This window comes from Myroides sp. LJL119 (assembly GCF_054871605.1).
Map to the genome: position 1 here is coordinate 281,367 of NZ_JBTXLO010000001.1, position 18,409 is coordinate 299,775.

The window sequence follows — 18,409 nt, forward strand, 5'->3', positions numbered from 1 at the left end:
AATTTACAGGTCATTACCTTAAAAATACATCCCTTTAACAAATAATTATCGACTAAACCTTACATAGCTTTGCTTTTTTAATTACTTTAGTTGAAAACTATTTAATGAATACTATTTGGCTATTTATGAAAAAGAATTTTAAAGTTTTATTGCTTCTATTAGGAGTATCGGCGTTGTTGTGGAGTTTTATGCCCAAAGACCCCAAAGATAGTCCAGAGAAAGATCAGTTGCTTTTAGAGCTTGTAACCTATTTACTGGAACAAACACATTATGATCCTGCAAAAATAAATGACGAATTCTCAAAGAGTGTTTATAAATCTTACATCGAATCTTTAGATCCGATGAAAAGGTATTTCACCCAAGCCGATATCGATGAGTTTGCAGTTTACGAGTTATTAATTGACGATATGATTCAATTAAAAGACTTAAGTTTTTTTGAATTAACACAAGAAAGAATTACCAAACGCATGCAAGATGCCAAGGGATACTATAAAGAAATTTTAGCCTCTCCTTTTGATTTTAATTTAGACGAAGTTTTTGATGCGGATTATGAAAATTTACCATACGCAAAAGACGAAGAAGAATTAAAACAAAGATGGGCAAAACAATTAAAACTAAACGTTTTATCAAACATTTCGGATAATGTTAAAGTTCAAAAAGAAAAATTAAAAAAGAAAAAAGAAAGCAATCCAGATTTAGATAACCAACAAGATTTACAACAACCAGAGGCTATAGAGGTAGCAGATGTAAGTGTAGAAACCGATTCGATTGGTAAGACAAAAATCACTGAAAAAACATTTGAAGAATTAGAAATTGACGCCAGAGAATCTACTTTAAAATCTTTAGATGATTACTTTGAAGCGATTTCAGATTTAGAACGCAAAGATTGGTTTGCGGTTTATATTAATTCCATCATGGAACAATATGATCCACATACCTTGTATTTTGCCCCTGAGGACAAAGATCGATTTGATGCTAGTATGAGTGGAAACTTCGAAGGAATCGGTGCGGTATTACGTAAAAAATCAGAAGGGGTAGAAATAAATGAACTTGTAACAGGAGGTCCTGCATGGAAAGGAAAAGAAATTGAAGTAGGAGACATTATCTTAAAAGTTGCTCAAAATAAAGACGAGGAACCTGTTGATGTGGTAGGAGTTCGATTAGAGGATGTTGTTAAACAAATCAAAGGTAAAAAAGGTACAACTGTATATTTGACTATTAAAAAAATTGATGGTACAATAAAGGTGGTTCCAATTATGCGTGAGGTTATAGAAATAGAAGAGACCTATGCTAAATCCTCTATAATTGAAGATAATGGAAAAAAATATGGCGTTATTCACCTACCTAAATTCTATATTGATTTTGAAAATAAAGACAGAAGAAATGCCTTTACCGATGTTAAAAAGGAAATTATAGAATTAAAAGAACAAGGTATTGATGGAATAATTATGGACCTTAGAAACAATGGTGGTGGTTCTTTATCTACGGTTGTTGATATGGTAGGTCTATTTGCAAAAGAAGGCCCAGTTGTACAAGTTAAATCCTCACGCGGGAAACAACAGGTTTTAGATGATAAAGGCACAGATATAATCTGGGATGGTCCACTAGTTGTATTGGTAAACAACTTCTCTGCCTCTGCCTCTGAAATATTTGCAGCTGCTATTCAAGATTACAAAAGAGGAATTGTAATTGGAAGTAAACATACCTATGGAAAAGGAACCGTTCAAAATTTGATTGATTTAAATGAACTACTTAAAAAACAACCCTATGGTGATTTGGGAGCCCTTAAGGTAACCCTACAAAAGTTCTATCGAATCAATGGAGGTTCAACCCAAAAAGAAGGTGTTTTAAGTGATATCGTACTACCGGATCGCTATTCTTACATTGATATGGGAGAAAGAGATTTAGAACATGCTATGCCATGGGATAAAATAGATAGAGCCAATTATGTTCCCTACAATAATGATTTTTCCTCCGTTATTAATTCAAGTAGAGATAGAATTGCCCAAAATCCGCAGTTTATCTTAATTGATCAAAATGCACAATGGATTAATCAAAGAAAAGACGAAAAAACTTTTGAATTAAATTTTGATAAATACGAACAAAGACAAAAAGAAATAGAGGAAACGGCAAAGAAATTTAAACCAATCTCTGAATATAAAAACAAATTAACCTTTGTCTCTCTACCTAGTGAAATACAACGTGTAGAACAAGACTCTTTGTTAAAAATTAAAAGAGACAGATGGCATGAAAATCTTGAATCAGATATTTACATTGAAGAAGGTGTTAATATCCTAAGAGATTTAAAGAATCGTAAAACAACATCTACACCTAAAGCTGTAGAGGGAAATTTGCAGTATAGACCCTAAAACAAATGACTCCAAAGAGTAATTCAAATAACAGATTAGCGCTTCAAAAATTTAAATCAAATTTTTGGGGCGTTTTGTCTTTTTGGATAATTATTGCTTTATCCATTGTATCGCTAACCGCTTATTTGTTTATTCCTGATGACTCACAAAACGCAAATAATGGTCATCTTGAATTACATTCTAAGCCACCAGGCTTTAAAATAGATAAGATCCATTTACCTGTTAACCAAAATAAAACATTAAAAGAATTTTTCACCGGTAAAGACAATCCAGAATCCACCATTCCAATAGAGAGTTTTCACTTTACAAAAGATACCTTATTTTATGTAGCTTACGGGCAAGCAGACACCCTTGGCATTGCGTTAAATAATTGGCCTTATACAACAAAAAAGCACCATATTGTTAAGCCAACAACTTATTACCTTGGAACCGATAGTCAAGGTAGAGACTTTTTTAGTCGCTTAGTTTTAGGTTCCCGAGTATCGATTTCTATTGGTTTTATTGCCGTTAGTATATCCTTATTAGTTGGTATCACTTTAGGATCATTGGCGGGCTATTACGGGGGGAAAATAGATATGATTATACAATGGATTATCAATATTTTTTGGTCGATCCCTACCCTATTACTAGTTATAGCCATTACTTTAGCTCTAGGCAAGGGATTTTATCAAGTATTTATAGCCGTCGGCCTTACCATGTGGGTAGAGGTTGCAAGGGTTGTAAGAGGGCAAATAATTAGTTTAAAACAACAGCAATATATTACCGCATCTAAAGCATTAGGATACTCGGACTATAGAATTGTTACCAAGCATATACTGCCCAATATCATGGCACCTGTGATTGTAATTTCAGCAGCTAATTTTGCCTCTGCAATTCTAATGGAAAGTGGACTAAGCTTTTTAGGAATAGGTACCCAAATTCCAACTCCAAGCTGGGGTGCAATGATTAAAGAGAATTACAATTACATTTTACTTGGTAAAGCCTACTTAGCTTTACTACCAGGCTTTGCAATGTTTTTACTAGTTATTAGTTTTATGCTACTAGGAAATGCGCTTCGAGATGCATTAGATGTAAAAAGTAATTGATCTTATTTTATTAATAGTGGTCGTATAGTAGCACGTGTACCGTTATAAATATTTAAATCTACATTTGAATCAATACCCTGTACCTTTCCTTTGTCTGTAAACTGCCAAAAGTTCCAAGTTGGTTTAATTTTTTCTATAAAAAAATTATAATTAGCTATCCACAATACCTGATCCGGAAACCACTTCTTTAAATTATCCGTATAATAAGATTCTCCCGAATAAAGAATAGGTTTAACTTTATAATGCTGCTCTATTACTTGCATCCATTTAACAAGACCTGTTCTTAAAGAATCTAGGCTTTGATGTTTAGGCAGGTCTTCTATATCTAAAACAGGAGGTAAGTCACCTTCTTGCAAACGTACATTTTTAATAAAGTTCTTTGCCTGTTCTACCGAATTCTCATCAGGTCGGTAATAATGGTAAGCTCCACGAATAAAATGATTAGCACCTGCTCCTTTCCAATTCATTTTAAAAGCTTTATCAACCCCATCCTTACCCATGGTGGCACGAACAAATACAAAATCAATCTGCTTTAAATGACTAACAGAATCGACCAAAGACCAATCTATAACACCTTGATAATGGGAAACATCAATTCCCAACAACATATCCATATGCCTGGATATAACCTCAACGCTTCTTAAGTCACTAAGACGCTTGTCTTGGTTTGGCACGTTGTTATTATCTAGTAAATATTTTATTCCATCTTTAAAAGTTATCCCAAACCATCCCCCAAAAAACAATAATCCTGCAATAATAAGAGTCCATTTTAAACGATTAGCATACTTTCTGAGCTTATTTACTTGAACTTTATTTTTTGGTTTTGCCTTTGTTTTGCCTTTGTTGGGAACCTTCTTTCTAGGTGGAGTCTTCCTAACTTTATCTATACTACGGGCTAGCGCCTTGGAATCTGGATCCGTTTTTGACATAATACTAAAAAACCTATTAAAAAAAAACCGATTTCTACTTACTTGTGATCCAAACGAATTACTGGTACAGGTAGCTTAATATCATTTAACTTGAATTTTTTATCTATCTCATAACGTATCTCACTTGCGATTCGATCATTGTCAAATGCTCTTTCAATAAAGTAATATAAATAAAAACGAATACTAGATTCACCAAATTCATGCAAAAAAACCATTGACTTAGGACTCTTTAAAACCAAAGGGTGATTTTCCACACAAGATAATAAAACAGCTTTAACCAACTGTGCATCAGTTCCTATATAAACCCCTACTTCTATCTTGGCTCTAACTATATTATCGCCATGAGTCCAATTGTAAACAATATCATCAATTAATTTACGATTTGGAATTACTATATTCTTACGATTCCTAGTCTCAACTACCGTACATCGTAAACTAATAGAGTGAACCATTGCCACCTCATTATTTATCTCAATGACATCGCCAACATTTAACGTTTTGTCAGCTATAATATAAATTCCAGCAATTAAATCACGAAAAATATCCTGCAAAGCAAGTCCTAAACCTACAAATAAAGCAGCAGATGTGGTTAGAATAACAGTAATATTGACTCCAGTGGCATTCAAAATAAAGAAAAACATTATCAAATAAATAAAGTAATTCACAAAGTTAAATACCGTTTTTAAACGCGCTGCTACATCAGGAGCTGCATAACGTAAATAGGTTTTACGCAAAAAATACAAAGCGTACTTAGTCACTAAAAAAGTAACTACTATAAATATAAGCGTAGCCACTGTAATACTAACCGTTTTACTGGTGTAAAGGGGATATTCTAAAACGTTTGTAATAAAATCTTTAACTCTCACAGCTCCTATTTTTAAGTCTATTGAATTTTTGTTGTCTCAGCTAGAGAATGAAAGTACAAAAAAAAATAGACATTATTTTATTGTAAATAAAAAAGCCCCTTCTTTTGAAGAGGCTTTGTGCGGGTAAAAGGACTCGAACCTTCACACCTTGCGGCACCAGATCCTAAGTCTGGCGTGTCTACCAATTTCACCATACCCGCGGCTAGTACATAGAAACGTTTTCTGTTCCTTTAAGACGCTGCAAATATACACCGAGTTTTTTAATCTACAAGAAAAAAATATTTTTTTTTCAGTTTTACTTAAATAAAAAAGCCTCTTCTTTTGAAGAGGCTTTGTGCGGGTAAAAGGACTCGAACCTTCACACCTTGCGGCACCAGATCCTAAGTCTGGCGTGTCTACCAATTTCACCATACCCGCGGCTAGTACTGGGGAACAATGCTGTTCCTTTAAGACGTTGCAAATATACAATGACTTTTTTAATCTGCAAGAAAAACTTTATTTTTTTTTATGCTTATGTTTGTAACTATAAAACAATCTACCTTTATATATCATGACAGATTCGAAACAATTTGTTCAAGAAAACAAACAACGTCTTATTGACGAGTTAATTGAACTACTAAAAATGCCATCAATTAGCGCCGATAGCGCCTATTCACAAGATGTGTTCAATACAGCAGAGGCTGTAAAAGCTAGTTTAGAAAAAATAGGATGTGATAACGTAGAGTTATGTGACACCCCGGGTTATCCAATTGTTTATGGAGAAAAAATAATAGACCCGAGTCTTCCTACTGTACTAGTATATGGACACTATGATGTACAACCTGCCGATCCAATCGAGCTTTGGGATTCTCCTCCATTTGAGCCAGTTATTAAAAAAACAGAAATTCATCCACAAGGAGCTATTTTTGCTAGAGGAGCATGTGATGACAAAGGACAAATGTTCATGCATGTTAAGGCTGTAGAATACATGATTGCAAACAATACTTTACCTTGTAATGTTAAGTTTATGATCGAAGGAGAAGAAGAAGTTGGATCTGTTAGTTTAGGATGGTTTATTAAAAGAAATCAGGAAAAATTAAAAAACGATGTAATTTTAATTAGTGATACAGGGATGATATCCAATGAACAACCCTCAATTACAACTGGTCTTAGAGGATTAAGTTATGTTGAGGTAGAGGTTACAGGTCCTAACAGAGACTTACACTCTGGTTTATATGGAGGGGCTGTTGCCAATCCAATAAATGTTCTAACAAAGATGATTGCTTCATTACATGATGATAACAATAGAATCACTATTCCTGGCTTTTATGATAAAGTACAAGAGTTATCAACCAATGAAAGAGAACAAATGGCTAAACGCCCTTTCTCTGAAGAAAAATACAAAAACCTTTTAAATATACAAGATGTATATGGCGAGCAAGGATATTCTACCAATGAAAGAAACTCTATACGTCCAACTTTAGATGTAAATGGAATTTGGGGTGGATATACAGGAGAAGGAGCTAAAACAGTAATAGCCAGTAAAGCTTTTGCAAAAATATCTATGCGTTTGGTACCAAATCAAGATTGGGAAGAAATTACCGAGTTATTTAAAAAACACTTCGAGAGTATTGCACCAAAGGCGGTAACTGTAAAAGTTACTCCTCATCATGGAGGACAAGGGTATGTAACACCAATTGACTTTGTAGGTTATCAAGCAGCAGCTAAGGCCTACAGCGACACATTTGGTGTAGAACCTATCCCGGTTCGTTCAGGAGGAAGTATTCCAATTGTAGCTTTATTTGAAGAGGTACTTGGTTCTAAATCAATTATGATGGGCTTTGGTCTAGATACCGATGCAATACATTCTCCAAATGAGCATTTCGGCGTATTTAACTACTTAAAAGGTATCGAAACTATTCCTCTTTTTTACAAATATTATACGGAAATGTCTAATAAATAGACTACTAAAATAGTTTAAAAAATAAAAGTCGAAAGTTAAAACTTTCGACTTTTATTACTTTAAAAAACTAAAGAGTTTTATTTTTTTGCTCTATCCAAAGTGCCATGTATTTTGTGCTTTGGGCGCTATGATGTTTAAATACTTGTTGTAAAAAATGTCTGTTCCTATGAGCTGCTAAGCCATTAAAAATGGCATCTAATTTTTTAGTAAAAATCTGGTAATACAACTGTTTATTAAACTTTAACTTTATTAATTTTTCCCCTAAAGTTTGTTTTTCCTTCCAAAGCTTCTCATCATTATATAGCAAAACGGCATTTTGTATTATTTGATCTTCATCCCTACAAATAAATCCGGGCCAAATATTATCTATATGCATTGCTTCTGCTCCAAGCTCAGAGCTAATATTGGGCGTCCCTGCATGGATACTATCTATAAATTTACCCTTAATACCAGCTCCAAAAACTATTGGTGCTAACATAACCCTGGTCTGAGAAATTACTGCTTGTGCGTTATCTGCTCTACCATGAACTAAAAACCGTTGCTTCTTATTATGAAGATCTAAGACTTTTTGTGTGGCATAAGCACCATAAATATGTAAATTAACTCCTGGTAATTGTTTACTTAATTTGGGCCATATAACCTTCTTTAAATACAATACAGTCTGCCAATTAGGCTCGTGAATAAAGTTACCTATAAAAACAAATCCTTCTCTTTGTTGAAAGCTTGGCCATTTACTTTGAATCTCTTTACTAGGTACTTGCTCTAAGAAAGGCAATACTAAAAGTAAATCCGAAGCAACTTGAAATACATTGGTCAATAATTCAAACTCAAAATCGCTTATCAACAAAGTTAAATCACAGCGCATTATACTGGCTAATTCTCTTTTTGCCTTATCACTGTAAATAAATTTATTTAAATCCTTTTCTGCTTGACTATACATTTTTTGCCTTGCAGATCTCAAAAAATGCAAATCTTCTGTATCTAAAATTGTCATTGCATTTGGACATTGTTGGAAAACTCGCCAAGAGAACTGCTCCTCTATCATAAATCGGTCAAACAAGACAATATCAGGATCTAAATCTTTTAAAATTTGATCACTTCGCAAATCATTTAACCATAACTTAAATTCAACCACGCCATAAGTGGACAAATCATCACTAAAAGCCGTCTTATTAGCAGTACTTCCAATAAATATCTGCATATTCAACATTTGAAACACTTCTAATAATTGGAGCATTCTTCTTCCAGCAGCAGAAGAAGCACTCTCAGGCCAAACTTGTGCTATAATTACAATTCGCTTGTTTAAAAAATCCGTATTCATAATGCAAAAATAAGCTTTATATACATCTAAAAAACAGGGATTTCTTATCTAGAATAATATTTGCTATTTTTGCACAAAGAAAAGGAATATGCTAGGATTAAAACTTTTAACAGACCCAAGATGGGCAAATATTGCGGAATCTAACTTAGAAGAAATTCTAACAGATCATTGTTGGTGTGAACAAAAAGCAGCAACCAATGCAATTACAATAATTACATATAACTCAGAGTTTCCTGATTTAGTAACCGAGATGACCAACATTGCTATTGAAGAAATGGAACACTTTAGAATGGTTCATGAGATTATTAAGCAAAGAGGATATACCCTTGGAAGAGAGCGTAAAGATGATTACGTAAATCAATTGTATAAATTCTGTAAAAAAGACGGTAGTAGAAACGATGCCTTTATTGATCGCTTGCTTTTTGCAGCCATGATTGAGGCCAGGAGTTGTGAAAGATTTCGTGTATTATCGCAAAACATTAAAGATCAAGAACTTTCTAAGTTCTATTATGACCTAATGGTTTCAGAGGCAAATCATTACACTACCTTCTTAAAGTTTGCCAAAAAATATACCGAAAAAGTAGACGTGGATAAAAGGTGGAAAGAATGGTTAGATTTTGAAGGTAAATTAATTCAAAGCTATGGAACAAAAGAACACATCCATGGATAAGATCTTATAGAAAAGATAATAAGTCAAATAGCAAAGTTTTCTATAAGCTTTGCTATTTTTCATTAGTAATCACATCCTTCACTTTTTTTGTTAGATTTTTATAAACCAATTCATAGGAATGATCGATTAACTCAACAATCAATTTACTTGTAATCTGCCCTGTAGATAAATCCACAGTGTTCCAATGTCTCTTATTCATGTGATAGGCACCATATATACCTATGTATTGATCTCTTAACTTTTGAGCTCTATCTGGGTCACATTTTAACGAAACTTGCTTAATTTGATTCTCCCACTGAAGAAGATTTAATAGCATAAAAATCTTACCTCCAACTTTTAATACCAATGTATTTTTATCAAAAGGAGATTCTAGGGTCACCCCTGGTTTGTTTTGACAATAATCTAATAAAAAAGATAGTTCCATTACTCTTGAATTTTAAAAAAAACCGGACGACTAATACTTGCATCATTACAAATAGCACCTAGCTGTAAATTTAAAAAGTACAAACCGTCTAAAATAGTGTTCTCTACAAAAATAAATTCCGTGATGGTACAGTGATACCTAACTCTATCATCTAAGTTATTAATATCCTCAACATTCCAAAAAGCCTTGTGAGCTGCTAATTTACCTTGATCCTTTTCCTTATCAACACTTGGTAAGTCGATTAAAAGATGTTCAATCCCTTGCTGTTTTAAAAAATCCGCAGCCAAAGGATCTAAATAAGGGGGATTAGTATGAGAATAGTTAAAGCTTTTTTTTCTATTATCATTGGGTAATGTTCTTATAACAAATGCTTTTTGCCCTTTGTTTTGAAATTCTCTTTTGATTTGATCTAAAGTAATAATTCGATCACCATTGGATAAAAGTTCAGGGGTCACGCTAATAAGCTGTGCTAGAAAAAAAAATTCAGTTAAAGCTTTATTAACACTATAAAACTCGCTGCTTATGTGCCCTACACATTCTGTATGAGTTGTATGAGCATGAGGATTAAAAGTAATATTATTAAAATTGGTCGAAGAGCCTCCTAAACTAACTTTTGCTACCCAATCACCCACCTTAACAGGCTCTATTAAAGGAATATCTAAATACCAAGCTATTGGATTATCTTGCGAGCTTTTTAACTCAATACTTAAATCTAATGGTTTACTTAAATCAATACAATAATTTTCACCTTGGTAACTTATAGTTGTTTTCATAATTTATAGTATTAATCAATCCAGAATAAATCCGAAGCAATTCCATCGCTTAAAAACTTACCTTTATGGGTAATAACAAACCTGTTTTGTTCATTGGCAATCATATCATTTTTAAGGTATTTATCAGAACTCTTTAAAAAATAATCTTTGTATAATTCACCAAAATTCTCTTCAATATACAGCAAATCCACCCCCCAAATAGTTCGCAATCCAGTCATTATATATTCATTGTAACGGTTTGAAATACTTAACAATTCTTTTTCAGATGGCAACTCATTGTTTTCTATAGACTTAATATACAAATTGTTATTGGAAATATTCCAACTCCTTTGTACACCATTAAAACTATGGGCAGAAGGACCTATTCCAATATATTTACGACCTAACCAATACCCGGAATTATTCTTTGAATAAAAACCAGGTTTACTAAAATTAGAAAGCTCATAATGAATATACCCATTTTGTTTTAAAGTTTGCACTAAAATTTGAAAATGCTCATGGGCCTCTTCTTCCCGAACATTAGGAATCTCTCCCTTTTCTATTAATTTATGTAAAGCAGTACGCTGCTCAACCGTCAAAGCATAACAGGATATATGCTTAATACCCAAATTAATTACCGTTAATATGTTTTCCAACCATCTTTGGTTACTCATATTAGGAATACCGTAAATTAAATCAATTGAAATATTGTCAAAATACTGAACCGCGTTTTTTAAACAAGATAGAGCCTCTTGCGCATTATGGGCACGATTCATCATTTTTAAATCTGCTTGATCAAAACTTTGTATTCCAATACTTAAGCGATTAACCTTACTTTTAGCTAATTTTTCTATAGTTTGTAAATCTAAATCATCTGGATTAGCCTCTAGGGTTATTTCTACTTGATCACCAACACTAAAGGTTTGATAAACGTGCTGGATTAGATCATTAATTTGACCCACCTCTAAGATACTAGGGGTACCTCCTCCAAAGTAAATAGTTTCCAACTTATCATTACCTAACTCATTAGATCGCATGGTGATCTCTTTTTTCAAGGCTTGCAACATGCCTTTCGCGTTTTTAACAGATGTTGAAAAGTGAAAGTCACAATAATGACAAGCTTGTTTACAAAATGGTATATGTATATAAATTCCTGCCATTATTTTTTAACCCTATCTTGATTTTGTTTAACAAAAGAATCCCAGTTTGAATAACTTTTTTTTCCCTGAGGTTTATCACTATTTAAAAAATGACAAACTGCAGCTGCCAAACCATCTGTGCTGTCTAAATTCTTAGGTAGTTGTTTTATTCCTAATAGATACTGCAACATTTTTGCAACCTGTTCCTTACTTGCGTTACCATTACCAGTAACGGCCATCTTTATTTTCTTGGGTTCGTAAGTAGCTATTGGTATGCTGCGTGACAATCCAGCTGCTATGGCTACTCCTTGAGCTCGACCCAACTTCAACATAGATTGTACATTCACTCCATAAAAAGGTTCTTCAATGGCTATTTCATCCGGCTTATGGGTATCTATAAGTTCAATGGTGCGCTGAAAGATCTTCTGTAACTTAGTAAAAGGATCTGAAATTTTCTGCAAAGTCAACTCGTTGAGTTGAATAAACTCCATTTTATTATTAATAACACGTATAACACCAAATCCCATAATATTAGTCCCTGGATCAATTCCTAAAATAATTCTTTCTGTTGCCAATCTCTTAAAATTTTCTTCATTATATCTTTAAGCTCTAAAATATTCCATTTCTTTGCACAGATGAAAATACTATCTGACAAAACTAAACAATTCTTAGTACTTCTAATTAAATTATTAGTAGTAAGTGCAGCTGTTTACTATATATATAACCAATTATCGAACGATAAAACTCTAAACTTTCCAATCCTATTAGATCTGGTTAAAAGCAAACAAAATCACATACCTATTCTAGCCATATTACTACTGACTTTTTCCAATCGCTTTATAGAAATACTCAAGTGGCAAAACTTAAGCTCCATTGTTTGTCCAGTAAGTATCGCTATGGCTACAAAACAAGTTCTCAGCGCTCTTACATTAGGTATTTTCACACCCAATGGCATTGGTGAATATGCTGGAAAGGCATTATACTTCCCAAAGAAAGATACCAAAAGAGTGATTTTCCTAAATATGGTTTGTAATGGAATTCAAGTTATCTACGCCATTTTTTTTGGATTACTCGGATTATCGTTCTTAAATCAAATTCATCCTATTGTACCCAATAAATATTTATGGTTTGTATTTGGCATTATATTTATTGGAATTACCGTGTTTTTTAGTCTTAGAAACTTCACTGTAAAAGGTTACTCTATACAAACGGTTATTGCCCTGTTAAACAAGATTCCAAAAAAAAGACACCAAAAAAACATGTCTCTTGCTTTTTTGCGATACCTTTGTTTTACTCATCAGTATGTTTTGTTGTATTACATCCTTGGGGTGGAACTTCCCTATGTTGAACTTCTTTCGGCTGTGGCAGCTATTTATTTATTATCTTCTTCTCTACCAAATTTTCAATTTTTAGAGTTTGCCGTTAAAGGTAGTATTGCTATGTTTATCTTTAGTAATTTAGGTGTTAATCAATGGATTGTTGCTTTAGTTGCAACTTTAATCTGGCTATTAAACATTGTTTTACCAGTAAGTATAGGAGCTTATTTTGTTTTAACCTTCCGATTTAAAAAACCAAATAACAACTAACTATTTACGAGTTAAAACAATTGGCATAACAAACTCTGTGGTAACTGGAATCCCCTGCTTAAAAGCGGGATAAACATCCGGAAATCCGCTTTGCTTTAATTTTAATAAACTATCTATGGATTGCCTTTGTATTTTTAAGCTATCCGCCATATTATATACATTAAACTCGATGTGTGCATCAGGTTTTATTCTAACTAAAATTTGAATCGTATCAAGATCTAAAAAAGTTCCATAAAGTGTATCTTGATCTAATCTAACTTGCAACTCTTTATGTATAAAATCATAAAAACAATGATTTTTTTCTGATTGACTCTCAATACTATCACATAAACCAACACTAGGATAAATATCTACTTTGCTCCAATCTATCTTTTCCAGTTCTTTTTTTAACAAGTTCTCTTGCTTCTTAAGCATATCTGGTGCTGAAGTACAAGAAACAATTGTTAAAGAAAGAAAAATAAACAGTATTAACTTATCCATACTAATTAATAAAGTAGAAATTTGTACATTTAGACTTCAAAAATACAAAAAATAATCGATGGAATATTTTCTATTACTACTTAGCATTTTTCTTCTACTTTTAGGAATAATAGGTAGTATTTTACCAGCCCTTCCAGGTCTACCTTTAAGCTGGTTTGGCATTGTAAGTCTTTATTTTGTAAAAGATATGCAAATCAGCCCAACTATCCTATGGATTACCCTAATAATTACTATAGCAATAACAATACTTGATTATGTTATACCTGCGCAAGGAACTAAACATTTTGGAGGTAGTAAATACGGAATATGGGGCACAAATATTGGATTGGTACTTGGTCTTTTTATTCCTCCTATTGGTTTTATCTTAGGTCCTTTTATTGGAGCTTTTATTGGAGAGATTATCTATGATTCGAGTAAACCAAACCGCGCATTAAAAGCCGCTATTGGGTCATTTTTAGGATTTCTAGCATCTACTTTTATTAAAGTTGTTGCTAGCTTAATTTTTTTAGGTGTTGGCATGTTCTATATAATTAAAAACAGCAATATTTGGTTTTAATTCTTTCCATCAAACAAGGGCTTGTTTCTAAAGGTAATACCTATACCAAATAAAATAACCACCCCTCCGACTAACATATTGATATTGACCTGTTCATCGATAAACAACCAGGCAAGCACCCCTGCAATTAATGCTTGACTTAATAAAGAAAGAGATACTCTTGTTGCTCGCATGTGTTTGGTGGCATAACTAATGCAAAACCAGGCAAGTAACTGACAAACTAACCCTTGTATAAGTAAAGTAATCCATCCCATTTTTGAAAATCCTGTAAAGGCAGAACCATTAACTATATTTAGAAAGCCTAAATAAACAGACGCAGCCAATAAACTATAACTCATAAATGGCAGTACTCCCACTTTATTTAACACCTTTTTACTAATTAAAATATAACAAGCATAAAGGATTCCCGATAAGATTCCCAATAAAAAAGGAAGGTCAAAAGATAAGTCCAAAAAAACCTGTACTCCAACTAAAATCACCATGCCTATTAGGGCAAACACAGTACCAATCCAAAAATTCACAGTGGGTTTATTTTCTAAGAAAAAATAACTTCCTATTCCTACCCAAACAGGTGCTAGATTAGTAAGCAAAGTAGCTTGGGTTGCAGTGGAACCAACTATAGCATAATTCCAAACTGCTAAATCTGAACCAAAGAAAATCCCACTTAAAACAATTAACCCCATTGTTTTAATATCATATAAACGCAATGATCTGGTCAACAGTGCCACAGGAATAACTACAAGGGTCGCAATAAACATTCTATAAAAAGCACTTATCAAACTTGAGGTAAGATTTAACTTTACTAAAACAGGAAAAATAGAAATACATAATATCCCTATAAAAAGGGCAATTCTTGGTTTATTCCACATGAGATACTACTTTTGAAAATTCGCAGCAAAGAAACAATTCCTTTGTCAAAAAAAAAAAGAGAAAATGATTAATTCTACCACCGATTTCTTGATTAAAAATCGAGGCTTAAATAAAGATACAATAATAACTAATTTAAAAAATAGCATTTATAAAAATGATTATAATGCTTGTTGTTTTGAATTACAAAATCTAAGGGTAATATTTAGAAACGCAAAACTAACCCCAACCAAAGCTGGTTTATTTGTAGCTATATGGAAAAAAGATTCTTCATTAAAGAACACCCCTTTTCATGAACAAGATAATTTTGATTTACTTGTAATTAGATGTCATCAAGATAATAATTTGGGATATTTTGTTTTTACAAAACAAGACTTATCAAACTTATGTATAATTCAAAATAAATCTAATAAGGGTAAAATGGGCATCAGATTATATCCTAGTTGGTGTATAAATTTAAATAATCAAGCCAAAAAAACACAATTGGATCATAGTCAATTCTTCTTTGAAGAATAAAACAAAGCATTTATTAATGTTAATTGGCTATATTCTTACTCATCAAGCAATTTGTTTATATATTAGGACTACTACGAAAAAGACTAAAACAGATGTAGCAATTCCGTTACACCCTATGGTGAAAAAAATAATTTCAAAAAGAAATGGGCTTCCTAAAAAAGTTAAAAACGAAACATTTAATGATGGTATTAAAACTATATGCCAGCTTGCAGGCATGGACAATAAAATAGTAGGCGGAAAAGTAAAGCTCACAAAAGACGAACAAGGAAACACGACACGTAGAAAAGAGAATAAAGAATATAAGAAATACGAACTTGTATCTTCGCATATATGCAGAAGATCATTTGCTACCAACCATTTTGGAAAAGTACCTAACAAAGTTATAATGGATGTATGCGGTTGGGCTACTGAAAAACAAGTGCTAGAATATAATAAACAAACAAATATTGAGAGCGCTAATATCTTAGCTGAATACTGGGAAAGAGAAATGTCAAACCTTGAGAATAACAATTAAAATATGGAACAAAATATAGTAGAAAGCCCTAAGGATAGAATACAAATGATAGCTGATGCTCTTGGCGTTACTATTAATGGATTATGACCCCTTTTAGGTTACAATAACAAATAACAATAGTGTACTTAGTTCTATAATGTATGGAAAAACTAAGTCAATTACAGCTGCTTTTGCTAAAAACGCAATAGAACATCAGCCAGCTATTAACTATCTTTTTTTAGTTGATGGAAAACTCCCAGTACTCAATGGTCCAAGTATACAACAGCTTCAACAAAACATGTTAGATATTGAAGGAGATATTACCTTACAGCAAATATCCGCAAGACTAGATATCATATCCAAGACACAAATAAAAATTCTAAAGAAATTAGAAGAACTTGACAAAAAGTAAAAAAGAGCTCAAATGAGCTCTTTCCTTAGTTATGTCCGTAATCCAGAATCAAAAGAGAAATAGTTTTCTTACTTACATTATTCTTCAAGCTAATACACTTTCAACTCTTTTGGCTTTGCTATTTCTGTGATGATCAATCCTTGCTTAACTTCTTCATTAGAATCCATTACTTTCTCACCTATGAAATTGTCAACAAATCCAATCCATGGTTCACTTTCATCTTTTCTAATAGCAACAATCATACTTGCAGGAACTTTAAAACATCCTTTCATTCCTGGTACTTCATTATTATCACCCTTCCCATGATGGTACATATTCCTAAAATAAATAGTTGGGTCAATAATGGCTTGGTAAGAAGAAATATCTTCACCTTCGTAGTTTAAAGGAACTGACCTAATAATTACTTCTCTTTGAGCTAATCTCTTCTCAGAAAACCTTGCATCGAGAAATAACTTTGCTCCACCTTGTAATTCGATAGTATCATTTTCGATAGTATCATTAAAGACTACATCTGTAAATACTATAAAGTCATAGTAAGAAATCATATATAAAACACCTTTACACAAATGTAAGTTTATATCTATATAAATAACCTGTTTTATATAATTAACATTATTTAAAAGTGTTAATTACCAACTATAGTATTGTTAATTTGATATTAATTAACTAGCTTTATTTGACATTTTAAACCATATTTTTTATAAAAATTTATTATTATTAGCAATTTTTTCATTTACATTCGTAAACGCGAATAATGAAGAAGACAGGTCGTTAGAAATTAACAAATTATTAATTAATGAAGCAGTAATTCTTGAAGAAGATGACATGGATGGTTGTTTTCAAATACAGCTATCTTGCTATGGAACTCAATACTGTCCAGATACCGATGATACTGATCAAATAGCCGAAGATAAAGCAGACCTGGAGGCATTATGTACTGACTCATCGTATTCTAAATGAGCTATCTTTTTACTGTAAAATGGTGCTACAGGTAAATGAAGTAACTTAAAAATAAATATGTTATGAGGTATTTATACCATTAAGGTGAAAAAGAATTTAATCTAAAAACTTTATTTAAAGAACTCTCGATCTCAATATTGAGATCGAGAGTTAAAATTTAACTAGAATGAAAAAATTTATATTTATATACGTATTTTTTATTTCTTTTTGGTCCTTTGCACAAAACCCTGAAGACATAAAGCAAACTATTAGATACGAATACGAATTAACTGCCAGAACATCTAAAAATAATCCTAAAACGATTCGTCAAACAACATGCATTCTTGATATCATTGGTGATACAAGTATATGTTATGATCAAAATAAATACGCCAGAAATAAAATACTTCTATATCCAAAACCAGAACTCACAAAAGAACAAAACGTCGGTTTAATGATGTCAATTAGACCCGTGTTTAAGTGGATGATTATTTCCAGGAACAACACTAATAAACATTTAGATATCCTAGACAATGATTTTAAGTATATGACCGTTGAGCCATTAGATGAGATTAAATGGGATATTGACTCTGAAATATCTCTTTGGCATAACTATACCGTACAAAAAGCTACTACTACTTACGCTGGAAGAGATTGGACAGTACTATTTACTCAGGATATTCCTGTAAAATCAGGTCCTTATAAGTTTAACAACCTACCAGGATTAGTAGTGAAAGCTTGGGACTCGGAGGACCATTTTATATTTGAGCTTTTATCTAGTAAAAAAGCAGAAATCGACTTAAGTGTAATAGCAGAAAATGAGTATGTTGAAACTGATAAAAAAGATATTATGAAAGCTATAAGAATCAGTGACAATAAAACTTACATTCAAGCACTAGAGGAAAAAGGACATACGCTAGGAGAGCAAGAGAGAGTTATTTTTAATATAAAACAAGGAGACGCAAGAAATACCATCGAAAGACTTTAATTAGTTAAGTAAAATCTTATGACCATTTTTTAAAAATTATTCAAGCTGAAAAAATAGGAATAGACACTAATAAAG

At 32.4% G+C, this 18,409-nt stretch carries 21 protein-coding genes and 2 tRNA genes; 11 read left to right on the plus strand and 12 right to left on the minus strand.

The window, feature by feature from the left end:
• Positions 1 to 104 precede the first annotated feature (104 nt).
• Positions 105 to 2,369, plus strand: coding sequence for a carboxy terminal-processing peptidase (locus ACYSNV_RS01245; RefSeq protein WP_461760746.1), 2,265 nt, complete (start codon positions 105 to 107; stop codon positions 2,367 to 2,369).
• 5 nt (positions 2,370 to 2,374) lie between these two features.
• Positions 2,375 to 3,454: an ABC transporter permease gene (locus tag ACYSNV_RS01250; protein ID WP_461760747.1), complete on the plus strand. Its 1,080-nt coding sequence runs from the start codon at positions 2,375 to 2,377 to the stop codon at positions 3,452 to 3,454.
• A 2-nt stretch (positions 3,455 to 3,456) separates the two neighbouring features.
• On the opposite strand, the gene ACYSNV_RS01255 is transcribed toward ACYSNV_RS01250, so the two are convergent.
• The 4 genes from ACYSNV_RS01255 to ACYSNV_RS01270 all read right to left on the minus strand — a co-directional run bounded on the left by ACYSNV_RS01255 (position 3,457) and on the right by ACYSNV_RS01270 (position 5,666).
• A complete protein-coding gene (locus ACYSNV_RS01255) occupies positions 3,457 to 4,383 on the minus strand; it encodes a glycoside hydrolase family 25 protein (RefSeq protein WP_461760748.1) in 927 nt (308 codons plus the stop codon).
• Positions 4,384 to 4,421: 38 nt separating this feature from the next.
• Complete coding sequence (locus ACYSNV_RS01260; RefSeq protein WP_461760749.1) at positions 4,422 to 5,249, minus strand: mechanosensitive ion channel family protein; 828 nt, start codon at positions 5,247 to 5,249, stop codon at positions 4,422 to 4,424.
• Between the two features lie 118 nt (positions 5,250 to 5,367).
• Positions 5,368 to 5,449: transfer RNA gene (locus ACYSNV_RS01265), tRNA-Leu, on the minus strand.
• Positions 5,450 to 5,584: 135 nt separating this feature from the next.
• Positions 5,585 to 5,666: transfer RNA gene (locus ACYSNV_RS01270), tRNA-Leu, on the minus strand.
• 133 nt (positions 5,667 to 5,799) lie between these two features.
• Between ACYSNV_RS01270 and ACYSNV_RS01275 the strand changes: the two genes are divergently transcribed.
• Entirely contained in the window at positions 5,800 to 7,191 is a 1,392-nt protein-coding gene (locus ACYSNV_RS01275; RefSeq protein ID WP_461760750.1) for a dipeptidase, read from the plus strand.
• A gap of 67 nt (positions 7,192 to 7,258) precedes the next feature.
• Here ACYSNV_RS01275 and ACYSNV_RS01280 read toward each other — a convergent pair whose 3' ends face one another.
• Positions 7,259 to 8,512, minus strand: coding sequence for a glycosyltransferase (locus tag ACYSNV_RS01280; RefSeq protein WP_461760751.1), 1,254 nt, complete (start codon positions 8,510 to 8,512; stop codon positions 7,259 to 7,261).
• An 88-nt stretch (positions 8,513 to 8,600) separates the two neighbouring features.
• Here ACYSNV_RS01280 and ACYSNV_RS01285 point away from each other — a divergent pair, with 88 nt between their 5' ends.
• Entirely contained in the window at positions 8,601 to 9,182 is a 582-nt protein-coding gene (locus ACYSNV_RS01285) for a MiaE family protein (RefSeq protein ID WP_461760752.1), read from the plus strand.
• Positions 9,183 to 9,234: 52 nt separating this feature from the next.
• Here the strand turns inward: ACYSNV_RS01285 and ACYSNV_RS01290 are convergent, their stop codons facing one another.
• From ACYSNV_RS01290 to ruvC, 4 genes are read right to left on the minus strand one after another with little or no spacing between them, the layout of a single operon-like run.
• Positions 9,235 to 9,606 carry an MmcQ/YjbR family DNA-binding protein gene (locus ACYSNV_RS01290; protein WP_461760753.1) on the minus strand — a complete coding sequence of 124 codons (372 nt, stop codon included), beginning with the start codon at positions 9,604 to 9,606 and terminating at the stop codon, positions 9,235 to 9,237.
• A complete protein-coding gene (locus tag ACYSNV_RS01295; RefSeq protein WP_461760754.1) occupies positions 9,606 to 10,379 on the minus strand; it encodes a cyclase family protein in 774 nt (257 codons plus the stop codon). The genes ACYSNV_RS01290 and ACYSNV_RS01295 overlap by 1 nt, the downstream gene beginning before the upstream one ends.
• Positions 10,380 to 10,390: 11 nt before the next feature.
• Positions 10,391 to 11,518 carry a radical SAM family heme chaperone HemW gene (gene hemW, locus ACYSNV_RS01300; RefSeq protein WP_461760755.1) on the minus strand — a complete coding sequence of 376 codons (1,128 nt, stop codon included), beginning with the start codon at positions 11,516 to 11,518 and terminating at the stop codon, positions 10,391 to 10,393.
• Positions 11,518 to 12,072: a crossover junction endodeoxyribonuclease RuvC gene (ruvC, locus tag ACYSNV_RS01305; RefSeq protein WP_461760756.1), complete on the minus strand. Its 555-nt coding sequence runs from the start codon at positions 12,070 to 12,072 to the stop codon at positions 11,518 to 11,520. Before ruvC ends, hemW begins: the two co-directional genes overlap by 1 nt.
• A 60-nt stretch (positions 12,073 to 12,132) precedes the next feature.
• Here ruvC and ACYSNV_RS01310 point away from each other — a divergent pair, with 60 nt between their 5' ends.
• Positions 12,133 to 13,083 (plus strand): hypothetical protein, encoded by a 951-nt coding sequence (locus ACYSNV_RS01310; RefSeq protein WP_461760757.1) that lies wholly within the window; start codon positions 12,133 to 12,135, stop codon positions 13,081 to 13,083.
• Here the strand turns inward: ACYSNV_RS01310 and ACYSNV_RS01315 are convergent, their stop codons facing one another.
• The gene (locus ACYSNV_RS01315) at positions 13,084 to 13,563 is read right to left on the minus strand and encodes a hypothetical protein (RefSeq protein WP_461760758.1); all 480 of its coding nucleotides are present in this window, start codon (positions 13,561 to 13,563) and stop codon (positions 13,084 to 13,086) included.
• 58 nt (positions 13,564 to 13,621) lie between these two features.
• On the opposite strand from ACYSNV_RS01315, the gene ACYSNV_RS01320 reads away from it, so the two are divergent.
• Positions 13,622 to 14,119, plus strand: coding sequence for a DUF456 domain-containing protein (locus ACYSNV_RS01320; RefSeq protein ID WP_461760759.1), 498 nt, complete (start codon positions 13,622 to 13,624; stop codon positions 14,117 to 14,119).
• Here the strand turns inward: ACYSNV_RS01320 and ACYSNV_RS01325 are convergent.
• Entirely contained in the window at positions 14,116 to 14,988 is an 873-nt protein-coding gene (locus ACYSNV_RS01325; RefSeq protein WP_461760760.1) for a DMT family transporter, read from the minus strand. The genes ACYSNV_RS01320 and ACYSNV_RS01325 overlap by 4 nt on opposite strands.
• Before the next feature lie 64 nt (positions 14,989 to 15,052).
• Between ACYSNV_RS01325 and ACYSNV_RS01330 the strand changes: the two genes are divergently transcribed.
• From ACYSNV_RS01330 to ACYSNV_RS01340, 3 genes are all read left to right on the plus strand, one after another.
• On the plus strand, positions 15,053 to 15,502 hold the full coding sequence (locus tag ACYSNV_RS01330) for a MepB family protein (RefSeq protein ID WP_461760761.1): 450 nt from the start codon (positions 15,053 to 15,055) through the stop codon (positions 15,500 to 15,502).
• Positions 15,492 to 16,016, plus strand: coding sequence for a site-specific integrase (locus ACYSNV_RS01335; RefSeq protein WP_461760762.1), 525 nt, complete (start codon positions 15,492 to 15,494; stop codon positions 16,014 to 16,016). The genes ACYSNV_RS01330 and ACYSNV_RS01335 overlap by 11 nt, the downstream gene beginning before the upstream one ends.
• A gap of 136 nt (positions 16,017 to 16,152) precedes the next feature.
• Positions 16,153 to 16,407, plus strand: a complete 255-nt coding sequence (locus ACYSNV_RS01340; RefSeq protein WP_461760763.1) for a hypothetical protein — start codon at positions 16,153 to 16,155, stop codon at positions 16,405 to 16,407.
• Between the two features lie 89 nt (positions 16,408 to 16,496).
• Here ACYSNV_RS01340 and ACYSNV_RS01345 read toward each other — a convergent pair whose 3' ends face one another.
• Entirely contained in the window at positions 16,497 to 16,973 is a 477-nt protein-coding gene (locus ACYSNV_RS01345) for a co-chaperone GroES (RefSeq protein WP_461760764.1), read from the minus strand.
• Positions 16,974 to 17,232: 259 nt separating this feature from the next.
• Here ACYSNV_RS01345 and ACYSNV_RS01350 point away from each other — a divergent pair, with 259 nt between their 5' ends.
• Together ACYSNV_RS01350 and ACYSNV_RS01355 are read left to right on the plus strand one after the other, a co-directional pair.
• Positions 17,233 to 17,367 (plus strand): hypothetical protein, encoded by a 135-nt coding sequence (locus ACYSNV_RS01350; protein WP_461760765.1) that lies wholly within the window; start codon positions 17,233 to 17,235, stop codon positions 17,365 to 17,367.
• A 166-nt stretch (positions 17,368 to 17,533) separates the two neighbouring features.
• Positions 17,534 to 18,334, plus strand: a complete 801-nt coding sequence (locus ACYSNV_RS01355) for a GLPGLI family protein (protein WP_461760766.1) — start codon at positions 17,534 to 17,536, stop codon at positions 18,332 to 18,334.
• Positions 18,335 to 18,409: the final 75 nt, after the last annotated feature.

Excerpts from the sequence above, each read along its gene's own strand:
- ACYSNV_RS01290 (WP_461760753.1), bottom strand. The coding sequence starts at position 9,606 with ATGGAACTATCTTTTTTATTAGATTATTGTCAAAACAAACCAGGGGTG.
- ACYSNV_RS01285 (WP_461760752.1), top strand. The coding sequence starts at position 8,601 with ATGCTAGGATTAAAACTTTTAACAGACCCAAGATGGGCAAATATTGCG.
- ACYSNV_RS01275 (WP_461760750.1), top strand. The coding sequence starts at position 5,800 with ATGACAGATTCGAAACAATTTGTTCAAGAAAACAAACAACGTCTTATT.
- ACYSNV_RS01255 (WP_461760748.1), bottom strand. The coding sequence starts at position 4,383 with ATGTCAAAAACGGATCCAGATTCCAAGGCGCTAGCCCGTAGTATAGAT.
- ACYSNV_RS01320 (WP_461760759.1), top strand. The coding sequence starts at position 13,622 with ATGGAATATTTTCTATTACTACTTAGCATTTTTCTTCTACTTTTAGGA.
- ACYSNV_RS01355 (WP_461760766.1), top strand. The coding sequence starts at position 17,534 with ATGAAAAAATTTATATTTATATACGTATTTTTTATTTCTTTTTGGTCC.
- ACYSNV_RS01245 (WP_461760746.1), top strand. The coding sequence starts at position 105 with ATGAATACTATTTGGCTATTTATGAAAAAGAATTTTAAAGTTTTATTG.
- ACYSNV_RS01315 (WP_461760758.1), bottom strand. The coding sequence starts at position 13,563 with ATGGATAAGTTAATACTGTTTATTTTTCTTTCTTTAACAATTGTTTCT.
- ACYSNV_RS01295 (WP_461760754.1), bottom strand. The coding sequence starts at position 10,379 with ATGAAAACAACTATAAGTTACCAAGGTGAAAATTATTGTATTGATTTA.
- ACYSNV_RS01340 (WP_461760763.1), top strand. The coding sequence starts at position 16,153 with ATGTATGGAAAAACTAAGTCAATTACAGCTGCTTTTGCTAAAAACGCA.
- hemW (WP_461760755.1), bottom strand. The coding sequence starts at position 11,518 with ATGGCAGGAATTTATATACATATACCATTTTGTAAACAAGCTTGTCAT.
- ACYSNV_RS01330 (WP_461760761.1), top strand. The coding sequence starts at position 15,053 with ATGATTAATTCTACCACCGATTTCTTGATTAAAAATCGAGGCTTAAAT.
- ACYSNV_RS01350 (WP_461760765.1), top strand. The coding sequence starts at position 17,233 with ATGGATGGTTGTTTTCAAATACAGCTATCTTGCTATGGAACTCAATAC.
- ACYSNV_RS01325 (WP_461760760.1), bottom strand. The coding sequence starts at position 14,988 with ATGTGGAATAAACCAAGAATTGCCCTTTTTATAGGGATATTATGTATT.
- ACYSNV_RS01280 (WP_461760751.1), bottom strand. The coding sequence starts at position 8,512 with ATGAATACGGATTTTTTAAACAAGCGAATTGTAATTATAGCACAAGTT.
- ACYSNV_RS01250 (WP_461760747.1), top strand. The coding sequence starts at position 2,375 with ATGACTCCAAAGAGTAATTCAAATAACAGATTAGCGCTTCAAAAATTT.
- ACYSNV_RS01310 (WP_461760757.1), top strand. The coding sequence starts at position 12,133 with ATGAAAATACTATCTGACAAAACTAAACAATTCTTAGTACTTCTAATT.